The sequence below is a fragment of the Tunturiibacter gelidiferens genome, from assembly GCF_014201335.1.
In the GTDB taxonomy this organism is placed as follows: domain Bacteria; phylum Acidobacteriota; class Terriglobia; order Terriglobales; family Acidobacteriaceae; genus Edaphobacter; species Edaphobacter lichenicola_E.
On record NZ_JACHEB010000013.1, the window covers coordinates 83,597 to 103,821 of the forward strand.

The window sequence follows — 20,225 nt, forward strand, 5'->3', positions numbered from 1 at the left end:
TCATCCAGGGTGGGGATAGCCAGACCCTTCACATCAGACCTTAAGTGGCGGCGAGTTGCAAAACGTGTCTGAAAAGGTCCGGTGTGACGACAGAAGCGGTGACGCCGGGGACATTTTCTTCCGCGAGGTCCGCCAAGGTGTGGCCCGGCGGCATTTCAAGAAAGAGGTTACAGCCCAATTCCTCCGCGACTATCGTCGCATCATGCCAGCGGACTCCGTGGGCGATGTTGTCCGCCAGATCCGTTGCTACTGCCGACGCGGAGCGCCCAGCTCGTGCATTCACATTCGCAATATAGGGAAATTTTGGCGCTTTTAGCTGCATAGAATTTATCTGAAGCCGAAGTGAGTCAGCAACGGATGAAAGTAGAGGACAGTGGGACGGCACTGAAACGTGCAGGAGCTCAGCCTTTCTGGCGCCGTGCCGGCGCGCATCTTCTAAAACCTTCTGCATCCCTTCTATGGAGCCCGCAATTACGATCTGCCTTGGTGCGTTGATGTTTCCTACGAACACCGGAGTCGCAGGCTTGTGAACTGACTCGACAATGGCAGTAACCTGTCGCTCGTTAAGACCGACGATGGCAGCCAATCCGTATCCTGCTGGATATAGCTGTTCCATTTTCTCTGCGCGGGAACGAACCAGAATTACCGCATCCGTTAATGCGATCGCTTCGGCAACGACAGCTGCTGCAAAGGCGCCCACAGATAAACCTGCAACTGCACAACAGGTGACGCCGTGTCTTTGCAAAGCTCTGGCCGTAGCGACTCCGGAAGCTAGAAGAGCCAGTTGAACCGATATAGTGGAATTCAGTGCCTCAGGCGAGTCCAACAGACGAACGTCGGACCTCAAAACGTCGCTGATCTCGTCTAGTGTCACTTGGACGGCAGGATCATCAACGAGTTCATGAAGCATGCCGGGTTTCTGTGCTCCTTGTCCCGGAAAGAAAAATGCGGTGTTCACGCTAGCTATGCTCCCCCTTCGACAGATCCCATGGTTTGGAGCCGAGAACGCGGCCATCACTGGTGCGGAGCAAAATCTTACCGGGCGATGTTGTTACGAATTCCTGTAACGAAAAACCACAGAACGGTGTCTCTACCAATGCATCGACCTTTCCCGGAGCACCGCTGATCATGCGCCACAAATCCTGTGCTTCTGTAATCTCGAGCTTTCTGGGCGCGAAAAGTATGAAGTCTAAATCACTGTCAGCGCGGACAGCAGGTATTCCCGAGGCCAGTTCATAACCCAAACTCCCGCCCGGACCCCAGCTCATATCCAACCCTGCGAGGTGGCTTTCGAGATAGGACAAAGTTCGGAAAGCCTGCAATTTCCGGCGTGAATTCTCCGCGAACAGCAGCCGCAGCTGGTCCGGACGCCGAGTCTCCACCACTTCACTCAATCTTGTGAATCCTGCGCAGCGTTCGTGCCTTTGCGACCCACGCACTCCCACGAGGATCGATCCATCTGAGATGCGGCCTCTCCGCACAACAACCCAAGGACGCTGGTTGGGATTGAGGTATGGGCACGCTGGATCGCTTTGAGTTGAGATCACCGCCGACTCTGTTCTCAGGACAATGAGATCGTGGACATGCAGCGTGCCAACCATTGGATTCCCTCAAAAATACTTCGTGAGTACGAGCATCGAGCCAGCCAGAGAAAATGCCCCTACACCATAGGAAGCAATCAGCGCTGAGCCGGCGGTTTCAGGAGTACTAGGGCCATACGCGGTGGTCAGCAACGGCAAAGCTACGGCTGCAGAATTTGGAAAGCCCGCTGTCCGTGCAAGTACAGAAGCATCGGAGATGGACATTTTGAGAGTTTTTCTTGCCCAGATATAGCTGGCAGCATATGAGGCCACAAATACCACAGCGATCATCACTCCCGTTTCCCATTGTTCCCGGAGCACAGGCCATGATGTGCTTGTGATCGTGGAGAATAGCGCACATGGGATGGCGAAGTCCATCACGAGCACGATTAGATTTTGAACATTCAGGTTATCCATGACTCCGCGCCGGCCTGCTATGTATCCCAATATCAGGCCGACGAAAATCGGAAGCAACGCATTTAGAAGAATCAGAGTCATTGCGACCTCTTACTCGTTGAACCATTGCGCTTCCAGAGCAGCTCGCACTGCAAGGGTGCCTTTCCGCGTTTCCTTTGCGGCGTCCGACTCCCACCTGTTATTCAGATCGAGCTTGCCTTTACGTGCATCGGCAATTGCTTCAGTGATTGCTCTCCTCACTTCGGCAACCTCATTCGACGTCGGGTGTCGTGGGTCGTCGGCGTGCAACAGCTTGAACAGGAGACCGAGTTTCGCATAATCCCGGACGTCATACGACATGGGAGCGATCTCGTGTCCCAGCTTTTCGAGTTCCGCAACAGACCTTCTCGTAATCCTGGCTGCTGCCTCTTTGTGCATTGCATGGATCGTAATCCCAGCATCATCGAATGCCAGAATGCGATTGGCTTGATAGCCGTGAGTGAGAAATCCACCGCTGAATGCATGCCCGGCTACCAACGAAATAACGGGATGTCCTGCCATCCTTGCCGATGCGTATGCATCTGCCGACGTGGCCGCCGCGAAGAATATACCGGCCGTCTCCTCACGACGCCCGTAGGCCTGGCTTTTGACATCAACGATTGCAATGATGGGACGCTTCGCGGGTCGGGGTTTATCGCGATCTTCGGCGATAACTGCTCGAACATGGGTTGCGAGAGTGAATGCTTCTTCGAGTCCAACCTGCCCGTCGCGGACACAAGGAAAACGGCTGTCCTTGTCACGTACGACGCAGAGGAACAGGGCTGACTCATTTCCAACAGCTGCAGTTGTGGTTAGCACGGAGTTCGGATCACCATTATTCGACGTGTCGCTTCCGGTCAGGGCTTTGAACCATGCTTTGCCGCGCAATCCAACTTGTTCACTCATCGCACAACTCCCTTGGGGTTAGCCCACTGTTGCCGTAATGTTGCAGGATCAATCTGGCTGGACGTATCGAGCGCCGCGATGCGAGCGCGATAGAGTTCCACCTGCTCGGTCCGGTGCTTGTCTGGCACGCCCTTGTGGACAGAATCACGTACGGCCGCGGCTATCTTGTCGGCATCATCTTCGACGAGCGAATCAGCGAGTCCCATGCCGACACGTTGCTCTCCACCATGAATTGCCCAGATGAGTGCTCGATCGGAGGAGTCAAACTCATCGATGCCGGACTCCTGCTCAATTACCTCTGGGCCGTTCAATCCAAGTCGGGCTTCGCGCGTCATGATTGTGTAGCTGGATACGCCAGCCACAAGAGACATGCCTCCGAAACAGCCGACAGTGCCTGCAACGATTGTGATCACCGGGGCATGCCGACGAAGGACGAGAGCTGAAGAGATAATCTCGGCAACAGCTGCCAAACCAAGGTTTGCTTCCTGAAGGCGCACACCGCCTGTTTCGAGCAAAAGAACTGCAGCTGTCGATTTTCCCGCCTCGGAATCTTTCGCGGCGAGATCCAGGGCAGCCGTCATCTTGGCACCCGATACCTCGCCGACGCTGCCACCCTGGAAGGCTCCTTCAAACGCAATGGCGACTGCCGGCGATCCGCCGATTTTCCCCTTGATTACGATGCAGCCATCATCAGATTGTGGAGCGATGCCTTGCTTAGCAAGCCATGGAGACTCGATGCGATCGAAGGGGCCGACGAGCTCCTTGTAAGTACCCTCATCGAAGAGGCTCTGAGCGCGGGCGCGAGCGTCCAACTCGATAAAGCTCTTACGATTGACGAAATCGGAAATGAGAACTGGCGTGTTCATTGCTCAATCACCTCCACTGCCTGTTCGAGACGAAGCAACACACTTCCGGGTGTTGCGCCGGCATCGTTAATGTAGATACGGACCGCCCCATCGAACTTCGAGAAGAAACGATCGAAGACCGCCTTCCACGCATTACCAAAGCCGTTGACGCTGGTCGTGATGAAGACACGGGCTCCTTCCTCACTATTCGGTTCGAGAAGAACTTCCATGTCACCCGAGCCCACTACACCAACGTGCGCTCTCTTCGTGATGAGACGTTTCGCCTCAGGATAGTTGAACTCAATTTTCTCCATCGTTTTCCTCCACTAGACTGTTGTCCTTTTCCACTCGTTCGAGGCCGCGTTCTAGAGCATCCAAAAAGAGCGTGGCCGCGAGAAGATCGGCGCTACCGCCGGGAGAGATGCGCAGACCGACAAGCTCTTGCCCCAGTGCAATCAATGCTGCATTTCCCTTTGGGCTTCCCGGGCCGCCAATCTCGATGACTTGAGCGGCACCCTCGTGCACGATCCTTTGCGCCTCAGGTCCGCCTCGATGGAGAACACAGGTGTCGTCGAGGTGCGACATGATCGCAAGTAGGGCGGCGAGCCGACTGTCCTGCTCTGTTCGGCCGCTCTTGCGAGCTGCCTTCAGTGCAGGAAGCCCAATTTTGACCACGTGCGGAAAGTTCACATAGGCTTCGCCGCGAGCGCCGGTGGCCCCATATCGTTCAAGGACGACATCTCCATGAGACACCGCCAGCGGTCTTGCACGATCGGGCAAACGAGCGAAATACCCTGCGGCCTCGGCTACAAAGTCCGCAAGGGAGCCCTCGCTCAGACTTGCAGCGCAAACCAGCAATCCCAGAACCCATATTGCACCTTTGTGCGCATTGCTGCCTGAGGTCGCGCCAAGCATCGCCGCCTCGGCTTCTCTACCGATACTTGCAACCTCTGCACGCAGACTGGTATTCATCTGGGCTTCGGCGGATACCAGAGCCATCCGGGTAAAGTACGGGGCAATCGTGTTCGCAGATCTCCTCATCAGATCGAGGGAGAGGTCCGTATGCGATCCTGACCCTCTACCGTCAACCAGCCCTGGTTTAGGTGTGAGTTCTGCTTCGGCAATCAACGATTGTTTGGCGAGTTCTGAAAGCCACTCAGACCGGGCCAAAGTGTTGAGTTGCCTCGAGGATTTCGTGACTGGATTTAGCTGTGCCATTACCAGCTCCTGAACTTGGCTGGGGGCTGATAGAGGCCTCCAGACCATGCGACAAGGTCTTCCATACTCCGTGCAGCGAGTAAGGAGCGAGTGGCCTGGAGACGCTGTACTCCAATATCTTCAGGAAAGGCAACGATGCCGCGACGACGAAGTTCGGCTGTTTCATTGGCTTTTGCCTTAAGACCGACGGGACTGATGCCTGCTACCGCAGCCAAAGCCCGGCGGCGCTCTTCAATGCCTTCGGTCCTGTACAGATAAGCAATCCCCTCTTCCGTAACAACATGGCTGACGTCCTGACCATAGATCATGATGGGTGCGATCGGCATGCCAGCCTTCTTGCCAACTTCAACTGCATCCAGAGTTTCGACGAAAGCCGGTTCGCCACCTTTGGCAAAGGTTTCGAGCGTCTGAACCACAAGCTTGCGGCCCGGAAGGGTTGGATCTGCATTGGTCTTGAGATCTAACCAAGCTGGAGACGAATGGCGACGCCCATGCGGGTCATGCCCCATATTCGGCGCACCTCCGAAGCCTGCAAGGCGTCCGGTCGTTACCGTGGAGGAATTGGCATCCCCGTCCATCTGAAGCGTTGCTCCAATGAAGGCGTCCACGGCATACTGACCAGCAAGCTGACAAAGAACACGGTTAGAGCGCAGGCTTCCATCCCGGCCAGTGAAGAAGATATCGGGGCGAGCACGGATATATTCATCCATTCCTACTTCGCTTCCGAACGAGTGAACGCTCTCGACCCATCCACTCTCGATGGCCGGAATCAGTGTGGGGTGTGGATTGAGCGCAAAGTGCTTGCAGATCTTTCCGCGAAGACCGAGCGCCTCGCCATAGGTAGGGAGAAGAAGTTCAATGGCAGCCGTGTCAAAGCCAATTCCGTGATTGAGCGACTGGACCTGATGTCTCTCATAAATGCCGCGGATAACCATCATCCCGGTCAAAATCTGCAGATCGGTGATGTGGCGAGGATCGCGAGTAAAGAGAGGTTCGACCGCGTATGGGTTGTCGGCCTCGACCACTATATCGACCCAGGAACCGGGGATGTCTACTCTTGGCAATGTGTCGACGATCTTGTTGACCTGCACGATCACAATTGCGTTGTGGAAGGCGGCGGCCTCAACAATCACCGGGGTATCCTCGGTGTTGGGCCCAGTGAACAGATTGCCTTCCTGATCCGCCTGCTCTGCGCAAACCAGTACCACGTTCGGGATAAGGTCCACTAGTAAGCGGGCGTATAGCTCGACGTATGTATGAATAGCACCAATTTCGAGAACACCATCTTCGAGAAGTTGCGCGACCCGCAAGCTTTGTGGACCGGCAAATGCGAAATCTACCTTTTTCGCGATACCCAGTTCAAAGATCGTTAAATGCTCCGGGCGGCTGATGCTTGAAATGATGAGATGAAGATCGTGAATCTTCTTCGGATTTACCTTAGCGAGGGAACGCGAAAGAAAATCCGCCTGTTTTTGATTGTCTCCTTCCAAGACAATGCGATCTTCTGCCACGACCAGGGCTTCAAGGGCTTCAACTGTCTTGTCGGTAGGAAGTACGGGCCCGCTCATCCACCGCATCACCGCCTGCATTCGGCCTTCTTTCTCGTCACGCCGCCTAGTCCACGAGGATGCCCGTTGCAACCTTTGCTCGCTCATCATCTCTGTTCTCCTCTCTTGCCTGCACAAATGATTTGATACTGACTCATCATTTACGGCGATGAAGTGTTTTTATAATCGTGATAGCGTCAGCTAATCAGGAGATCGTATGGAATTCCGTCACATCCGCTCATTCTTGTCTGTCGCCGACACTCTGCATTTCGGCCGAAGCGCTCGGCTCCTCAACTTGAGCCAACCGGCACTTAGCCTTCAAATCAAAGCCCTTGAGGACGAATTGGGTATCCGACTCCTAAGTCGGAACCGACAGGGCACGGTGCTTACAGAGGCTGGACAGGCGTTTCGGGAAGACGCGGCGGTCGCTCTGGAAAAACTTGAATTTGCCAAGAGGAAAGCTCAGTGGGCGTCAGCAGGCAAACTCGGCCATATTCGCATCGGTTTTATATCAACTGCCGGTTTTGAGATCGTCCCGAACTTGATGCGACGCTTTCGGAAGAGCTATCCAGATGTTGAATTTTCCATAAGAAACATCTTGACCGGCGCTCAACTGGAAATGATCGACGATGGTCTGTTAGACGTAGGCTTTCTTCGTCTTCCCATTGAAAATCGCAAAGGGATCGAGGTGACAACGGTTCACAGGGAACCATTTGTCGCGATCTTACCTTCATGGCACTCGCTTTCCGCCAAGAAAGAGATTCGTCTGCGCGAACTCAAAGGGAATCCATTTGTCATGTATGCGCGGGAGCACGCTCCTGGATTCCATGATCTTTTGAGTGGAATTCTGAGCAGCGCTGGAGTCGTCCCTAAAGTGGTCCAAACAGCAGGAGAGATGCCTACACTCATCTCCCTCGTCGATGCCGGTGTGGGCGTCTCGATTATCCCAGCATCTGCCGCAAAAAGAATCGTCTCTAAGGTGGCCGTGTGTGCAATTGCGGATCAACTGCCGGAATCCGAGATTGGCTTGGCCCTCGCACGTCATAACAGTGCAGCAGTTGTACGCCGATTTTGTGAATTCGCTCGGACGTCGCTGGAGCATTAGTGTTCAGGTGAACGGGTGGCGACAGTAATCATAGTGTCTTCGCTGCCTCACTCTTCCGTCAGATACTCGCGATTGACATCGTTCGAACTTAATTCCGTTCTCTTCAAGATGGGGGTGTCTTGCGCATTTCGCAAGACACGACCCAATGTCTTCGATTCCAATTGCCCCGCAGGCCGCCACAACCTTGATTAGCGGCACCTATCACGGTCATAAGAACAAATCAGCGTCGCAAATCGCGCTCCGAGAGTCCAACGTTGCGTAAGGACAGAAACACATCCTCTGGATGACAGCCTCAACCAGCTGTGACGGTTCTTGGTCTTTGAAACGCACCGCAGAACTTAACAAGAAAGGAAACAGCGGTTAAGTATGTTCAATCGATTCGCCGTATTTACCACAGTGTTGTGTGCTGCCCTATCGAGCACACAAAACCTGCAGGCACAGCAGTCCGAAGTGAAAAATATCGTCCTCGTCCACGGTGCCTGGGCGGACGGTTCGGGCTGGAGGGGTGTTTACGACAACCTTGTCAAGGATGGCTTCAAAGTCAGCATCGTTCAAGAGCCGGAGACGTCCTTCCATGATGGTGTGACCGCCGTGAAGCGCGTCCTCGCACTGCAAGCCGGACCGAGCATCCTTGTCGCGCACAGCTATGGGGGAGCCGTAATTACAGAAGCGGGCACGGATCCATCGGTTGCCGGATTGGTGTATGTTGCAGCGCACATGCCAGACGCTGGAGAGAACGAAGCGGACGACGGAAAGCGATTCCCGAGCGACCTCAGCAAGTCTGGTGCGATAAAGAAGACGGCAGATGGTTTTACGTACCTCGATCCCACCCAGTTCCATGAGTACTTTGCAGCCGATCTTTCTGTGGAGCAGGCCGCTTTCATGGCGCGGTCGCAGGTACCGAATGCCGCGGATAATTTCAAGGCAGTAATCACCACGCCTGCATGGAGAGAAAAACCGAGTTGGATGGTCGTCGCGGGGGCGGATAGAAAGATCAACCCCGACCTCGAACGGTTTTATGCCAAGCGAGCTCATAGCCACACGGTAGAAGTCGCAGGCGCCAGCCATTCAGTCTACGTCTCGCATTCGAAGGAAGTTGCTGCTGTGATCGAAGAAGCAGCACGTGCGATATCGAAGTAACTCGGACTCCACACGGAGTCCCACACCCGGAGGGAGCAAGTGAAACTTCTCGAAATTCAGTCGTCACCAAGAGGCGAATCTTCCGATTCGATCAGCCTCACCAAATCATTCATCGAGGCATGCAAATTCGACAACACCTCGATCGTTGTGGATACGTTGAACGTCTGGCATGAACGGCTACCAGAGTTCGACTACGAGGCAATTGGAGCGAAGTACAAAGCAGTGAAGCACGAAACGATGACTGAGGCAGAGTCCAACGTATGGGAGCGTATTCAATCGTTGATCCAGCGCTTTCAGAACGCCGATCGAATCGTCTTAGGAACTCCAATGTGGAACTTCGGCCTGCCTTACAAGCTCAAACAATTGATTGATCTCGTATCGCAGCGAAACTATCTGTTTACCTACGACGGCAAACAGTACGGCCCTATCTTGAATGTGGAAAAGGCAATCGTCGTCTATACACGCGGTTCACGTTTTCTGGAGGGTACTCCGATACCGCCGTCGCGATTCGATCACCAAGCAACCTATTTGGACTTTTGGTTGCAGCTTGTAGGTGTTCGAGATCTTCGGACCGTGATTGTTGACAACGCGTGGAATCGAGATCGTCAGGAATCAGAAGTGAGCCTGGCAAAGGGCAAAGAGACTCTGGAACAATTGGTTGGGTGGTTTCTTAGCTAGTAGCAGGCCTCAGCCGTACGCGGCGGCTCAAGGTTGTATGAGCGGCGTGACTCGTATCCAACCCAGGTGGAATTAGGAGTCTTATGGAAACATTAACAAGACCGGACGAGCACGCCCCCACCAATCCGCCAGCGATCGCTTTTAGCTCAGTTATGGGTATCTGCGGTCTCGGGCTGTCCTGGCGCGCGGCAGGTCACGTGCTCGGCGCTCCACGCGCGATTGGCGAGTGGTTGATCGCGGTCGGCGTAATGCTCTTCATCGCCCTCTCCGCCTTGTACGGCATCAAGACAGTACGCGATCCAAGCATTGTAGTCGCGGAATTTCGGGATCCCAGGTCGGCCAGCAACTTCGCCTGTATCACGGTCGCGGTCGTGATTGTTGCTGCTGCCATCCTTCCCCAAGCGCCATCTGCGGCACTGTTCCTTTGGGCATTAGGCACAGGCGGTCAGCTTGTGCTCTTCCTGACCCTCGTGGGGCGATGGATTGCTGAGCCTACTGAAATTCTGCACGCCACGCCGGCTTGGCTGGTTCCAATCGTCGGCAATGTGACTGCTACTTTGCCGGGTGTGCCACTTGGGTTTCACGAGACGTCCTGGTTTTTGCTAACCGTTGGACTTGTCTCCTGGATCGCCTTCCTGCCCCTGTTGCTTCACCGGCTTATCTTCTGTGAGGACAAGTTGCCGCAGCGTCTCTCCCCGAGCTTAGCGATCTTTGTCGCCTCGCCCGCGGTCGGGTGTCTGTCCTGGCTGCAACTTACGGGCCGCGTGGACGCGGTCTATCGGTTCATCTTGTTCACGGCCCTGTTTTTCGCCCTGCTTGTGTTGCGCTTATGGCAGCTTGCGGTGCGAGCACTTCCTGTATCGGTCGCCTGGTGGGCTTACACCTTTCCCAGTGCGGCGCTCGCTTCTGCTCTGATTCGTTATTGCCAGCATGTTCCAGGGGTTGGCGAGAGACTTCTAGCGTGGGCCGGTCTCGCATTGACCACGATCGCTGTAGCCGGCGTGGGACTTATTTCATTGAGAAGCTGCTCACTGAGATTGTGGCTTTCGGTCCGGGGCCGGCCTGATCATTCAGCAGATCCACCGGGTTCTGCTCGAACATCTAACGCTGTATCGAGCAAGTGAGGAAACCGTGCTCAACCGGCATGGGGGCAGCTCAAGAAAGGTAAGGTTCCGTACGCTTGTCTTTGAATCTGTGGCTGATCGTTCGTGCTTGGATCTGAGGGATTTAGCTTAGCTGCGGAGTTGGTCCCATGGCAGTGGATAGGAGAGCATGGACAGACGAAGATTTATCGTGCGAAGTGCAGGGGCGCTGGCGACGATCGGGCTGGGGGATCGGAGGTCGCGAAGCAGCTGGAATCGCGATACGGGGCGCAAGCAAGTGTCAACCCGAGTGCCGGAGAACGCGAGATGGCTCGTATGGCTGTGACAGGGTTCGCGGAACACGTCCTCGCGGGCAAATCTCCGACAAGCAGGAAGCTTCTCGCTCGCTAAGATGACGAGGAGAACTTTTCTCTGAAGAAGCTTCGTCGTCGTAGCCAATATCTCGGGTACAGACGTCAGTTCGCACTAATTTCGGCAAGCTACGCTAAATTACAGGTAGGAATGGGTTTAGCTGGTTCGCTAATTACGCTCGATTACGCTTATTATCATAGACATACGGTATCTCCGGAACTCAAAATCCGTCAAAAGCAATTCCATGGGGGTTCGATTCCCATCCCGGCACCAAGTATCCGATTTGTTTTCAATGATTTGAGATCAGGGAAGCGACCCGAACTGAGTTCGTCGCGATGCAAATACGGTGCAGTCAGCATCTTATTTATTTTTATTTGAATAACTTGCGTAATTTGGTGCGTTTCCGCCCACTCGCTAATATAAGGGGTGCGCAACGGACTATCGGCTTCACGAAAAATATGTTGCGCTTAAAACGAGGGTTCTAGTTAAACAAGCAGGCCGGTGTATCTTAGGTAGCTCATTTCCCGTTTGGAGGTACGGGTGACCAGTGATAGCTTGCGATCAATTTTCCGTCAGTTCCCACCAAAAAGAGAGCCGCCCGTCCAGCGGCCAACTGACCCGAAAACTCTTTCCCGCTCCGGACATCTCGAAACACAACAACGCGCTCTCGTGTTTCGGATGTAAGAACATAAAGGGTGGCGTCCAGATAAGACGTCGGACAGATCAAAATCCCTGGATCGTTCTGAGCAATTGTGTAGGACGGCGAAACCTTCGCCTTCTGCATCGCATAAGAGTATACGCGACCGAGCGCTTGTAGATTTCCGCCAAGCTCCAACGGAAGGGAAGAGAAGAGTATGGTCCCCTTTCCGAGCGGCACCTCGTCCCAATCTTGTCCATCGTCGAGCCTCGCATTCATCAGCACGGTCGTTAGTTGACCGCCGAAGCTGTAGAGATCGTCGCCGCCCGGCCAACGCACTCTCTGCTCCCTCAGACCCAGCGGCTCCGTGGTGTAGTGCAAGCCAACTTCGTCTTGACGATGGGTGGGATGAAGATGAGCATCGCCATCAAACGGTCCCGTGACCAGCAACGTTGCCCCTTCCCGTACTTTTTGTTCTATGACGCTCCATGCCTGTTCCGTGAGACCCATCGGCGAGGGAAGCAAGATGAGTTTTGGATCTCCCAGCTTGTCGATCTGATACTCACCGACGGCATACGCTTGCCCGTGAGCCTGTTGATAAAGGGCACGAACAGCGGTTTGTTGAGCCTCGAGCGCATACGAGTTCAGAACGGACATCTGCATGGATTGGGGAAGGACGAGCGCGATTTGCGGTGGAATTAGGGCGGTTGCATGGGGGGACGCCGCCTCGCTAAACCGTCCCAGATCGCGCATCATGTTTTCCCAGATCTTGGCCGATCCGTCGCTGCGGTGCATGCCAAAGTCCACCTCTCTCGCCCAATCCCACTGCATGGCTCCGCTGCTACCGTCGGCAAATCCAAGTGCCCACTTGCGCTCCGTCAAGCCAACTCCTGTGAGCTCGTCGTAGCGCCATGTTCCATCTGGTGTCCACGCCGGCTGATAGCCCGTCTCTCCGGTGATATTCGGCATGCCGGGAAGTTTTGCGACGACGGAGTCCCAAAGCAACGCATCATCGCGCCAGTAAGTATGGTTTGTCGTAAACGAAACTCCGGCGTCGGCATAGAACTGATTGAGGACGCGATCAGTGACGCCACCTTCGTCCTGCCCAACATCAATCAGTTGGGTGCTTCCTGTTTTTCGAATGGTAGAGACAAGCGATCTTACCCAACTGCTGAAGGAGTCCTGTGCGAAGAGGTTGTAGTCGAGCGCTCGGACCTGCGCTTGATTTCCGTATCTCTCATAGGTCGTGTCTGCTATCGATGGAAGCGGGATATTGTCGAACGCTCCAAGCTGCTCTGGTGTGACCGACCAGGCGTCTGCCAGCGCTGAGAGAGTTGCATAGTGTTGTCGAAGCCAACTGTGCCATGCGGCGATCTCATCGGGATCGTTGTTCGGATAGTTTCCCTTGAAGATATGGCTTGGATTGGAGAAGCTAGGCTCGTTGATCAGATCCCAGGAGAGCCAGGGAACATCGCGAAAACGCTCCACGACCGAGCGGACATACGCTTGCTGAGCGCGCACGGAATCTGTGTTGAGGAATGGATTGGGAGCCGTAGCGGTACTGTTGTCCTGCCTCTGGTTCCCCGACTTTGGCGAGAATGCGAAGAATGTGAAATTGACTGCGATCTTGTGTCGCTGCGCGGAGAGCAGATACGCTTCAAGATTGCGTAGAAAGCGCTCATTTGCGCCTCCGAGATCGCCATCGATAAACCTGGCATTAGGCATCCACACACCAGTTCTTACGAAACTAACACCGTGTGCCTCCATCTCTGCGAAGTCGCGCTCCCATACCGCGGCATTTCGTGGGCCCGAGAAGTCCCAGCCATTCTCTTCTGTAGTGAAGTAGTTCGTCCCGACCGGAAAGAAAGGCACTCCATCTTTTGTCAAAAAGTCGCCGTGCACTCCCAAGGAGGGACCGCCTTGCAACGCATCTGGAGGCGACACCCATACGCCGTTCTGGTAGAACTCGCGAAGCTGCTGATGCTGAGTGTAAGTAGCCGAGATTTGATAGAAGCCGGGAGCAAGCGGCGTATGAAAGGAGACGGGCATCTCGATGATGTCCGCTTCGGAAAGATGAAGCGTAGCAGATTCGATAGCCTTGCCGTTCGATAGGAGTTCCACTTTTGCCTCACCATCTTCTAGGTTCGCGGCGTGGCGATGAAGATGCAAGCTCAGCTGCGGCGACTCTCCAGGACGTAGCAGAGAGAAGAGAGATTCCACGGAGAAATCAGTTGCTCCGTGACGCGCGTAGTCGGCAGACTGTCGAATGAGTGCCATCCCGTCAGTACTAGACCAGTAGCCGGGCTCCGGAGTGAAGTCCAATGCAACACTTCGGCTTCCGCGCATTGGGCCGTTCGTATGATCGATCACGATCACTGGAGCGGCGACAAGCTGGCCGGCAGAATCTTTCATGTAACCAAGACCGTTCAGGCGACCTTCAACGGCGAAGAAACGCTTCGCTTTTACCTGGGGCGGAGATCCAAAATTATAGCCCGATCTCCAGGTAAAGAAGGCTTCCACTGGCATCGGAACTTCGTAGACATGGCGCAGTCCGAGCACGCGCGCATAGCTATCCTGCGGTCTTGATGCCTCATAGCCCTGAGCGGTCATGCTCACCGGTACATGAAGCGGTTCTCCCCCCAGAAGCAGCAAGTTGCCTCCAGTTTCGAGATACTTCTGAATAGTCTTCCAGGCATCTGCCGGTACCGCAGAGCCGTACGGTAGAACGAGCAGGTCCGCGTTTAATAGAGTGCTTGGTTCCTTCAGGACAGAGATGTCTGCGAACACTGGACTCATCTCGCTGAGGGTCGTGCGCAGAGAAGCCTGGTCCACTGGTTCGCTGGCCACAGTAGGAAAGCCCGGTTGCCAAAATACAACGGTCTTCGCATGAAGAACACTGGAAAACAACGCAAGAACACAAACTCGAAAGATGCTCTTCAACACCAGCCTCCTGAATACCGCTCTGCGATGATGCTGTCTTTCACGAGCCAGTTGAGATGGCAGCGCACATGCGCATGTGAAGCATGCGTGTCGTTTATGCGACCATAGCCGCTTGCAGCGAAATGTAATGGCTATCAAAAGGAGGGCAGACCGGAAGGCTGCCCTGAAGAGATGACTTGACGGCGATCGAGATTGCATCGCTGACCAGCAAACTCGCAATGATTGACTAAACGCGACTGAAATGCTTCTGAGACCATAGATTGAATTTTGTTTCTCGAATCGAGTATGGAGTGTGGCTTTGGGATAAGTAGCGATTAGGCTGGCCCCAAGGGAAATTTTATCGGGGCCAGCCTGCTGCCTAGTTTCAGAAGATGAATTTCGCTGCAAGTTGAACATCGCGTGGATCGCCGTTGGTGCCTGTAACCTTGCCGAAGTTCGAACCGTCTGTAAAGGTTGCATCCGGAGCTGCGAAGTAGGGATGGTTGAGCGCGTTGAACGCTTCAAGCCTAAGCTGCAGGTTGTAATGCTCTTTCCCGCCAATGTAAGTGTTTTTGAAGATCGAGAGATCCGCATTGGTAAAGCCCGGATTGCGTACATTCGGCAACGTGCGAGGTGCGTTGCCAATGACAAACTGGTCTGGGAGTGCAAATGCCGCCGTGTTGAACCACTCACTATTTGTTTGATGAGAGAGCTTAGCACTCCGGAGCACCTGATTTGGGCGTTGACCTCCCCCAAGGAGACCAGTCTTATCCGACGACAGCGCACCAAGCACCACGGGTGTACCAGTGTTCCAGTTGACAATTCCATCGACCTGGAATCCGCTGAGCAACACGTTGCCGATTCCGTTCAACCCTGAGAGGAAGTGACGCCCGCGCCCGAACGGCAGCTCATAAGAGAAGCTCGAGACCAGCTGCCGGGATACATCATAGGCTGATACCGCGTACTCTCCGTTCGGATTGTATTGATTTGCGAAGGTGGCGCTTTGAGGCCCAAGATAATTTACAGCTGCCGAAGCGGTATCTAGGGTCTTCGATCCCGTAAATGCGATTAAGACGGTAAGACCTTGTGAGAACCGTTTGTCGACCTTCACCGTGAGAGCCTGATAGTTCGACTGCTTATCCGGTTTGCGCACCGACGATACATTGGAGTACTGCGGAAATGGGCGAAGCAATTGATTCCGGGAGACAGTGGGATTCGAAAGGTTCGAGCCAGCGGTTGTGATGATTCCGTAGAAGGGGTTCGCGACCTGATCGAACAGATGATCGCCGAGCGTAAGGTAGTTTGTGGTGAGTTGATCGTAGGGCGTACCGGGATCGCCGTCGGGAAGGAAGAGGCCGCGATTACCAACGTAGCCAACCTCGAGAACGGTGTTGAGCGGCAACGACCTTTGCACGTTGAAGTTCGTCTGGATCGAATATGGGTTGCGCACGGAACTAAAGAACGAATCCCCTATCGCATTTCCAAGGTAAGTGCCCGGGCCGCCGGCGACACCCTGCGGCAAGCTGAATCCATCTTTGGCTGGATTGTCCAGGGTCGTGTTGATGGTCTGTTCTTGATCGTGGGTGAAGGAGAAGTTAGTTTGACCCGCAAACCCCTGTGTGCCCGCATCTCCTGTAGTGCCTGCCGCCTGCAGAGAAGAAGGAGCATAGACGATCCCAAACCCAGCACGGATGACAGTCTTTTCGTTAGCAGAAAACGACGCCCCAACTCGGGGAGCAAATCCCTTCCATTGCGTGGGAGCTTGCCTGCGTCCATAGGGTGAACCGGGCTGATCAACGAAGTTTAGCGCTCCGCGGAGATTAGAACATGCCGGACAAAGGGCAGCCGACACTCCGGTTGCTGAGACCGCTCCTTGAATAGGAGACTGCGCATTGATGTCCCAATAAGAGAACTGATTATGCCTTTCGGTTCGAGGACGTTCGACATCCCAACGCAGACCAGCGTTGAGCGTAAGTCGGCTGTTCACTTTATAGTCGTCTTGTGCGTACAGAGCGAAGTACGAGGATGCCTGTGCGGTCGTGATGTCATGCGTTATATATCCGTTCTCCGGCAGCCCAAGCAGGAAGTCTGCAAAACTGTTCCCGTCGGAACTGCCCTGATTGTTATTGAGTTGCGCCTGCGTCCAGCTTTGTCCAAAGGTGTAACTGCCGGAAGGCTGAGCGTACTGGTGGAAGTTGAGAAACAGTTTGCGAAACTCGCCGCCAAATTTGAGTGAGTTGCCATGGGTGATCTTGATGATGCTAGCGTTCACATCGTGCGCAAGCGGATTTTCGAGCAATGCAACATAGCCACTCGAACCGAGACTCGAGAAGCCATTGCCGAAGTTGTAGTTAGGAAAGACCTGAACGTTAGCGACATCAGCAAGGTTTTGCGGGAAACCGAGGCTGGTAAGCGGGAACGACCCTCCGAAGGGTAAGCGCACTGAAGACGAACGGCTCAAGCCATAGCGAATTTCTCCCAAAAGTGTGGGCGAGAAGGTAAAGGTGTTGTCGTAAGAAAGACTGTAAGAGCCTGAAGTCGTCGGACCTCCGTATCCTTCAGAGGCAACATTATTAAAGTCGCTGAACGGTACATTGAAGTCCGCGTAATGAGAAAAGCGAACGAAGGTGTGCCAGTTGGGCGTCCAATTATGATCGATCTTCGTGTCGAAGTGATAGTAGCTGTCAGTGTCGGTTCCGGTGGATGTGAAGTTGTATCCGTTCCCGGCCACATTTGGTTTTGGATAGTAAGCGAGCGAGCTGATCGCGACTTTGCTAAATCGAGCCGGATCGATCACATTCTTCCTGCCTTGATACGAGAAGGGGGTGCGATTGAAGACCGTAGCTCCAGTTTTTGGGTCGATTGAGGAGGTTACTGTGGTCGGGTCGTAGATAGTTGAGCCCGAGGCCGAGAAGTCGCCAGCGCGTTCTGCCTCCGTCGGCACCAGGAAGTTCGCAGTGTCCCCATGAGTGAGATTCGATTTTTCGTAGGCAACGAAGAAAAAGGTACGGTTATGACCGTTGTATACGTGAGGAATAACCAATGGACCGCCTAAAGTTCCTCCCTCCTGGTAGCGACTTACTGGCGGCACGTCGCCATTGTTGTAGTAGTTCCGGGCATCAAACACTGAATTTCTCGCAAAGATGAAGCCCGTGCCGTGAAGCTGGTTGGTGCCGGATTTCGTGATGAGGCTGATGACACCTCCTGAAAATCTCCCATATTCGGCGGGTAGTACGCTCGTCTGCACGTTGAATTCCTGCACGGAGTCGACGATAGGCGTGTAGGCGCTGGAACTATTGCCGACGTTGTTCTCGGGCAGAATATTCGTTTGTCCGTCCAAAAGCTGTTCATTGTTTGCATTACGTGAACCCGAGATGTGGGGCGTCGAAGCGCCATTCGAGTTACCTGTGATATTCACGCCAGGCGCGAGTCCAGCAAAATCAAAAGGATTTCGACCATTAAGGGGCAGATCGACAATTCTCTTCTCGGTGATGACCGCTCCGGTCGAGGACGTGTCTATCTCAAGGTTCGCAGTGGTGCTGACCTCAACCGTCTGGTTAGCTCCCCCCGGAGACAATGCAAAGTCAACGGGATGATTTTCGGACACTTCAACATTGATGTTGTCTTGTCGTCCTTGTTTGAATCCGGGCGCGGAAACTTGAACGCTATATGTCCCGGGAGGAAGAAGAGGCACCTGGAAACGCCCACTCCTGTCGGTGGAGAGCACTTTGGAAGAGTTGGTGGCCGTATTAGTTACAGTCACTTTCGCGTCGGGAATAACAGCGCCCGTGCTATCGGACACGACACCCTCAAGAGCCCCGGTGGGGCTTTGGCCAAACATCGGTGCGCACAGCAGGCGCTCAACAGCACTAGCTTTCTGATTGTCATCTCTGTCCTCACAGTTTCTGTTGCATCTGTTGCGGGAGCCAGTAAGTAAACGGTCGTCCCGTCGTTCTTTCTTCGTCATCCGATTAGGACTTTTCATGATATCGATATCAGGAGACCGACGAACGATAGAACCTGAAGCAGATTTCTGTCAATAAAAATGTCTAATTATTTTTTAGTGGACAATGAAAACCTTTGGTCCTAAAAAGTCAAAGTCGACGAATTTCACACGAACTAGCTGTCTCATGAGGAATTTCCGACCTCAGCGCAGGCGAAATATATAACCAGAATTCCATTTCAAGGCTCGGTCGGTAAAGATCTCCTCAGAAGCCCAGACCGTGATATCGATATCGATAGTCTGACAAAGTCGAGTTGTATCAAGGTCCTTACCGGTCACTCGCATTGGGAGGTGGAGAGAAAACGTGACAGCTTTCCTGGGACGGCAAGCTGTTTGTCGACCGCCGCCTGCGATTTTTAGCGCGTCCCAGCTTTTTTTCTTAACGCGAAGCGCAGACACACGTTAGTCTGGAGCCACTTTGAAAGAGGTTCGATTGCTCGCCAAAAAAGCAAAGATGAGTGATGTGGCAAAGTTGGCAGGCGTGGGCACGATGACTGTGTCTCGCGTCCTTAACGGGAGTGCCCCTGTCAATGAAGCAACCAAGACGCGCGTCTACCAGGCGATCAAAAAGCTTAATTATCAGCCGAACCCGATTGCGCGTTCGCTACGCCAGGCCAAGTCGAACTCCATCGGCATCATTGTTCCGAACTTTTACGACCCCTTTTTCTCGACGTGCGCTCATGCGATCAGTCTTGTTGCTAAACAACACCAATACTCCGTCAGCGTAAGCACCTCCGATGAGGACGCTAATATCGAATTTACAGAAGCCAACTTGATGGTTTTGAACCATGTGGAGGGACTTGCCGTCATCCCCGCAGCGATTGGAAAGTCCTGTTTTGATCGCCCGGAGTTCCACTCAACTCATATCGTCACTCTTGATCGGCCAATTCGAGGCCATCGCTTCAATAGTGTTTTGGTGGAAAATCAGCAAGGTGCGATTGAGGCGGTAAAACACCTGATCGATCATGGACATAAAAGAATCTGTTGTCTTGGACTCTCCGACAAGCTCTACACCATCCGGGCACGCCACGAAGGTTATAAAAAAGCGATGTTGCAGTTTAACCTGACCCCGGATCAGTACTTTGGGGCTGTTACCGAAGAGGCTACCCGGATCCTCATCCAAAAAGCGATGTCGGGACGCAAAAAGCCTACAGCGTTCTTCGTGAGCAATAACTTTGTCATGAGACATGCACTGCATGCGTTTTCTAAACTGAACATCCGGATTCCGGATGACGTTGCTCTCATCGGCTTTGATGATCTGGAAATGGCTGACATCTTCGTGCCTGCTATTACCGTGGTTCGCCAGCCCTCACATGAGCTCGGCCGGGTGGCAGCCGAGCTGCTGTTTGCGAGACTGGAACATAAGGAAGTGTCTCTCTCCGGACAACAAATCGTGATGCCGGTAGATTTGGTGATTCGGCAGTCGTGCGGCTGCAACCGTCGGGACATTGCTAAACCACGTGCGATCCACAAAAATTCAGCGTCTTTCTCTTAGTGCAGCTTAGCCGTGAGTTCCCAAGCAAAGCGCTCAGAACTTATGATATCGTTATCGCGCCTAAGGAGTTCACCCTTAATGATGCGTACCACTCCTAAAACCTTTCGATCCAAGCCTTCCTCTCTTGCTTGTGCGCGAAGAAGATCGCAGCTTCTCATTTTGGCGGTTGTTCTTTGTGTGCTCCCTGGAAATGTTCTCGCGCAGTCTGTAACCTCAAACGATCCCCCACAGTACGGACCGTATAGCGGAGTCTTTCTTGCCGA

General features: G+C 53.8%; 15 protein-coding genes. 5 read left to right on the forward strand and 10 right to left on the reverse strand.

Annotation, left to right across the window (positions count from 1 at the left end; translation table 11 throughout):
* Positions 1-40 precede the first annotated feature (40 nt).
* Genes mdcH through mdcA form a run of 8 tightly spaced genes read right to left on the reverse strand, consistent with a single transcriptional unit; the run spans position 41 to position 6,642 of the window.
* Positions 41-958 (reverse strand): malonate decarboxylase subunit epsilon, encoded by a 918-nt coding sequence (gene mdcH, locus HDF14_RS22550; protein WP_183981017.1) that lies wholly within the window; start codon positions 956-958, stop codon positions 41-43.
* 1 nt (position 959) lies between these two features.
* On the reverse strand, positions 960-1,601 hold the full coding sequence (locus HDF14_RS22555) for a malonate decarboxylase holo-ACP synthase (protein ID WP_183981018.1): 642 nt from the start codon (positions 1,599-1,601) through the stop codon (positions 960-962).
* Between the two features lie 9 nt (positions 1,602-1,610).
* Positions 1,611-2,078, reverse strand: coding sequence for an AEC family transporter (locus HDF14_RS22560; protein WP_183981019.1), 468 nt, complete (start codon positions 2,076-2,078; stop codon positions 1,611-1,613).
* A gap of 9 nt (positions 2,079-2,087) precedes the next feature.
* Entirely contained in the window at positions 2,088-2,921 is an 834-nt protein-coding gene (mdcE, locus tag HDF14_RS22565; protein ID WP_183981020.1) for a biotin-independent malonate decarboxylase subunit gamma, read from the reverse strand.
* Positions 2,918-3,787: a biotin-independent malonate decarboxylase subunit beta gene (locus HDF14_RS22570; RefSeq protein WP_221304830.1), complete on the reverse strand. Its 870-nt coding sequence runs from the start codon at positions 3,785-3,787 to the stop codon at positions 2,918-2,920. The genes mdcE and HDF14_RS22570 overlap by 4 nt, the downstream gene beginning before the upstream one ends.
* Positions 3,784-4,080 carry a malonate decarboxylase subunit delta gene (locus HDF14_RS22575; protein WP_183981021.1) on the reverse strand — a complete coding sequence of 99 codons (297 nt, stop codon included), beginning with the start codon at positions 4,078-4,080 and terminating at the stop codon, positions 3,784-3,786. Before HDF14_RS22575 ends, HDF14_RS22570 begins: the two co-directional genes overlap by 4 nt.
* The gene (locus tag HDF14_RS22580; RefSeq protein ID WP_183981022.1) at positions 4,067-4,984 is read right to left on the reverse strand and encodes a triphosphoribosyl-dephospho-CoA synthase; all 918 of its coding nucleotides are present in this window, start codon (positions 4,982-4,984) and stop codon (positions 4,067-4,069) included. The genes HDF14_RS22575 and HDF14_RS22580 overlap by 14 nt, the downstream gene beginning before the upstream one ends.
* Positions 4,984-6,642, reverse strand: coding sequence for a malonate decarboxylase subunit alpha (gene mdcA, locus HDF14_RS22585; RefSeq protein WP_260698504.1), 1,659 nt, complete (start codon positions 6,640-6,642; stop codon positions 4,984-4,986). Before mdcA ends, HDF14_RS22580 begins: the two co-directional genes overlap by 1 nt.
* A 106-nt stretch (positions 6,643-6,748) precedes the next feature.
* On the opposite strand from mdcA, the gene HDF14_RS22590 reads away from it, so the two are divergent.
* The 4 genes from HDF14_RS22590 to HDF14_RS22605 all read left to right on the forward strand — a co-directional run bounded on the left by HDF14_RS22590 (position 6,749) and on the right by HDF14_RS22605 (position 10,578).
* Complete coding sequence (locus HDF14_RS22590; protein WP_183981023.1) at positions 6,749-7,636, forward strand: LysR family transcriptional regulator; 888 nt, start codon at positions 6,749-6,751, stop codon at positions 7,634-7,636.
* A 366-nt stretch (positions 7,637-8,002) separates the two neighbouring features.
* Positions 8,003-8,776, forward strand: coding sequence for an alpha/beta hydrolase (locus HDF14_RS22595; protein ID WP_183981024.1), 774 nt, complete (start codon positions 8,003-8,005; stop codon positions 8,774-8,776).
* Between the two features lie 39 nt (positions 8,777-8,815).
* Positions 8,816-9,454 carry an FMN-dependent NADH-azoreductase gene (locus tag HDF14_RS22600; RefSeq protein WP_183981025.1) on the forward strand — a complete coding sequence of 213 codons (639 nt, stop codon included), beginning with the start codon at positions 8,816-8,818 and terminating at the stop codon, positions 9,452-9,454.
* 83 nt (positions 9,455-9,537) lie between these two features.
* Positions 9,538-10,578: an SLAC1 anion channel family protein gene (locus tag HDF14_RS22605; protein ID WP_183981026.1), complete on the forward strand. Its 1,041-nt coding sequence runs from the start codon at positions 9,538-9,540 to the stop codon at positions 10,576-10,578.
* An 847-nt stretch (positions 10,579-11,425) separates the two neighbouring features.
* On the opposite strand, the gene HDF14_RS22610 is transcribed toward HDF14_RS22605, so the two are convergent.
* Positions 11,426-14,485 (reverse strand): beta-galactosidase, encoded by a 3,060-nt coding sequence (locus HDF14_RS22610; RefSeq protein ID WP_183981027.1) that lies wholly within the window; start codon positions 14,483-14,485, stop codon positions 11,426-11,428.
* Positions 14,486-14,849: 364 nt separating this feature from the next.
* Positions 14,850-18,266 carry a TonB-dependent receptor gene (locus HDF14_RS22615; RefSeq protein WP_183981028.1) on the reverse strand — a complete coding sequence of 1,139 codons (3,417 nt, stop codon included), beginning with the start codon at positions 18,264-18,266 and terminating at the stop codon, positions 14,850-14,852.
* A 619-nt stretch (positions 18,267-18,885) separates the two neighbouring features.
* Between HDF14_RS22615 and HDF14_RS22620 the strand changes: the two genes are divergently transcribed.
* Positions 18,886-19,962, forward strand: coding sequence for a LacI family DNA-binding transcriptional regulator (locus HDF14_RS22620; protein ID WP_183981029.1), 1,077 nt, complete (start codon positions 18,886-18,888; stop codon positions 19,960-19,962).
* The last annotated feature ends 263 nt before the right edge of the window (positions 19,963-20,225 follow it).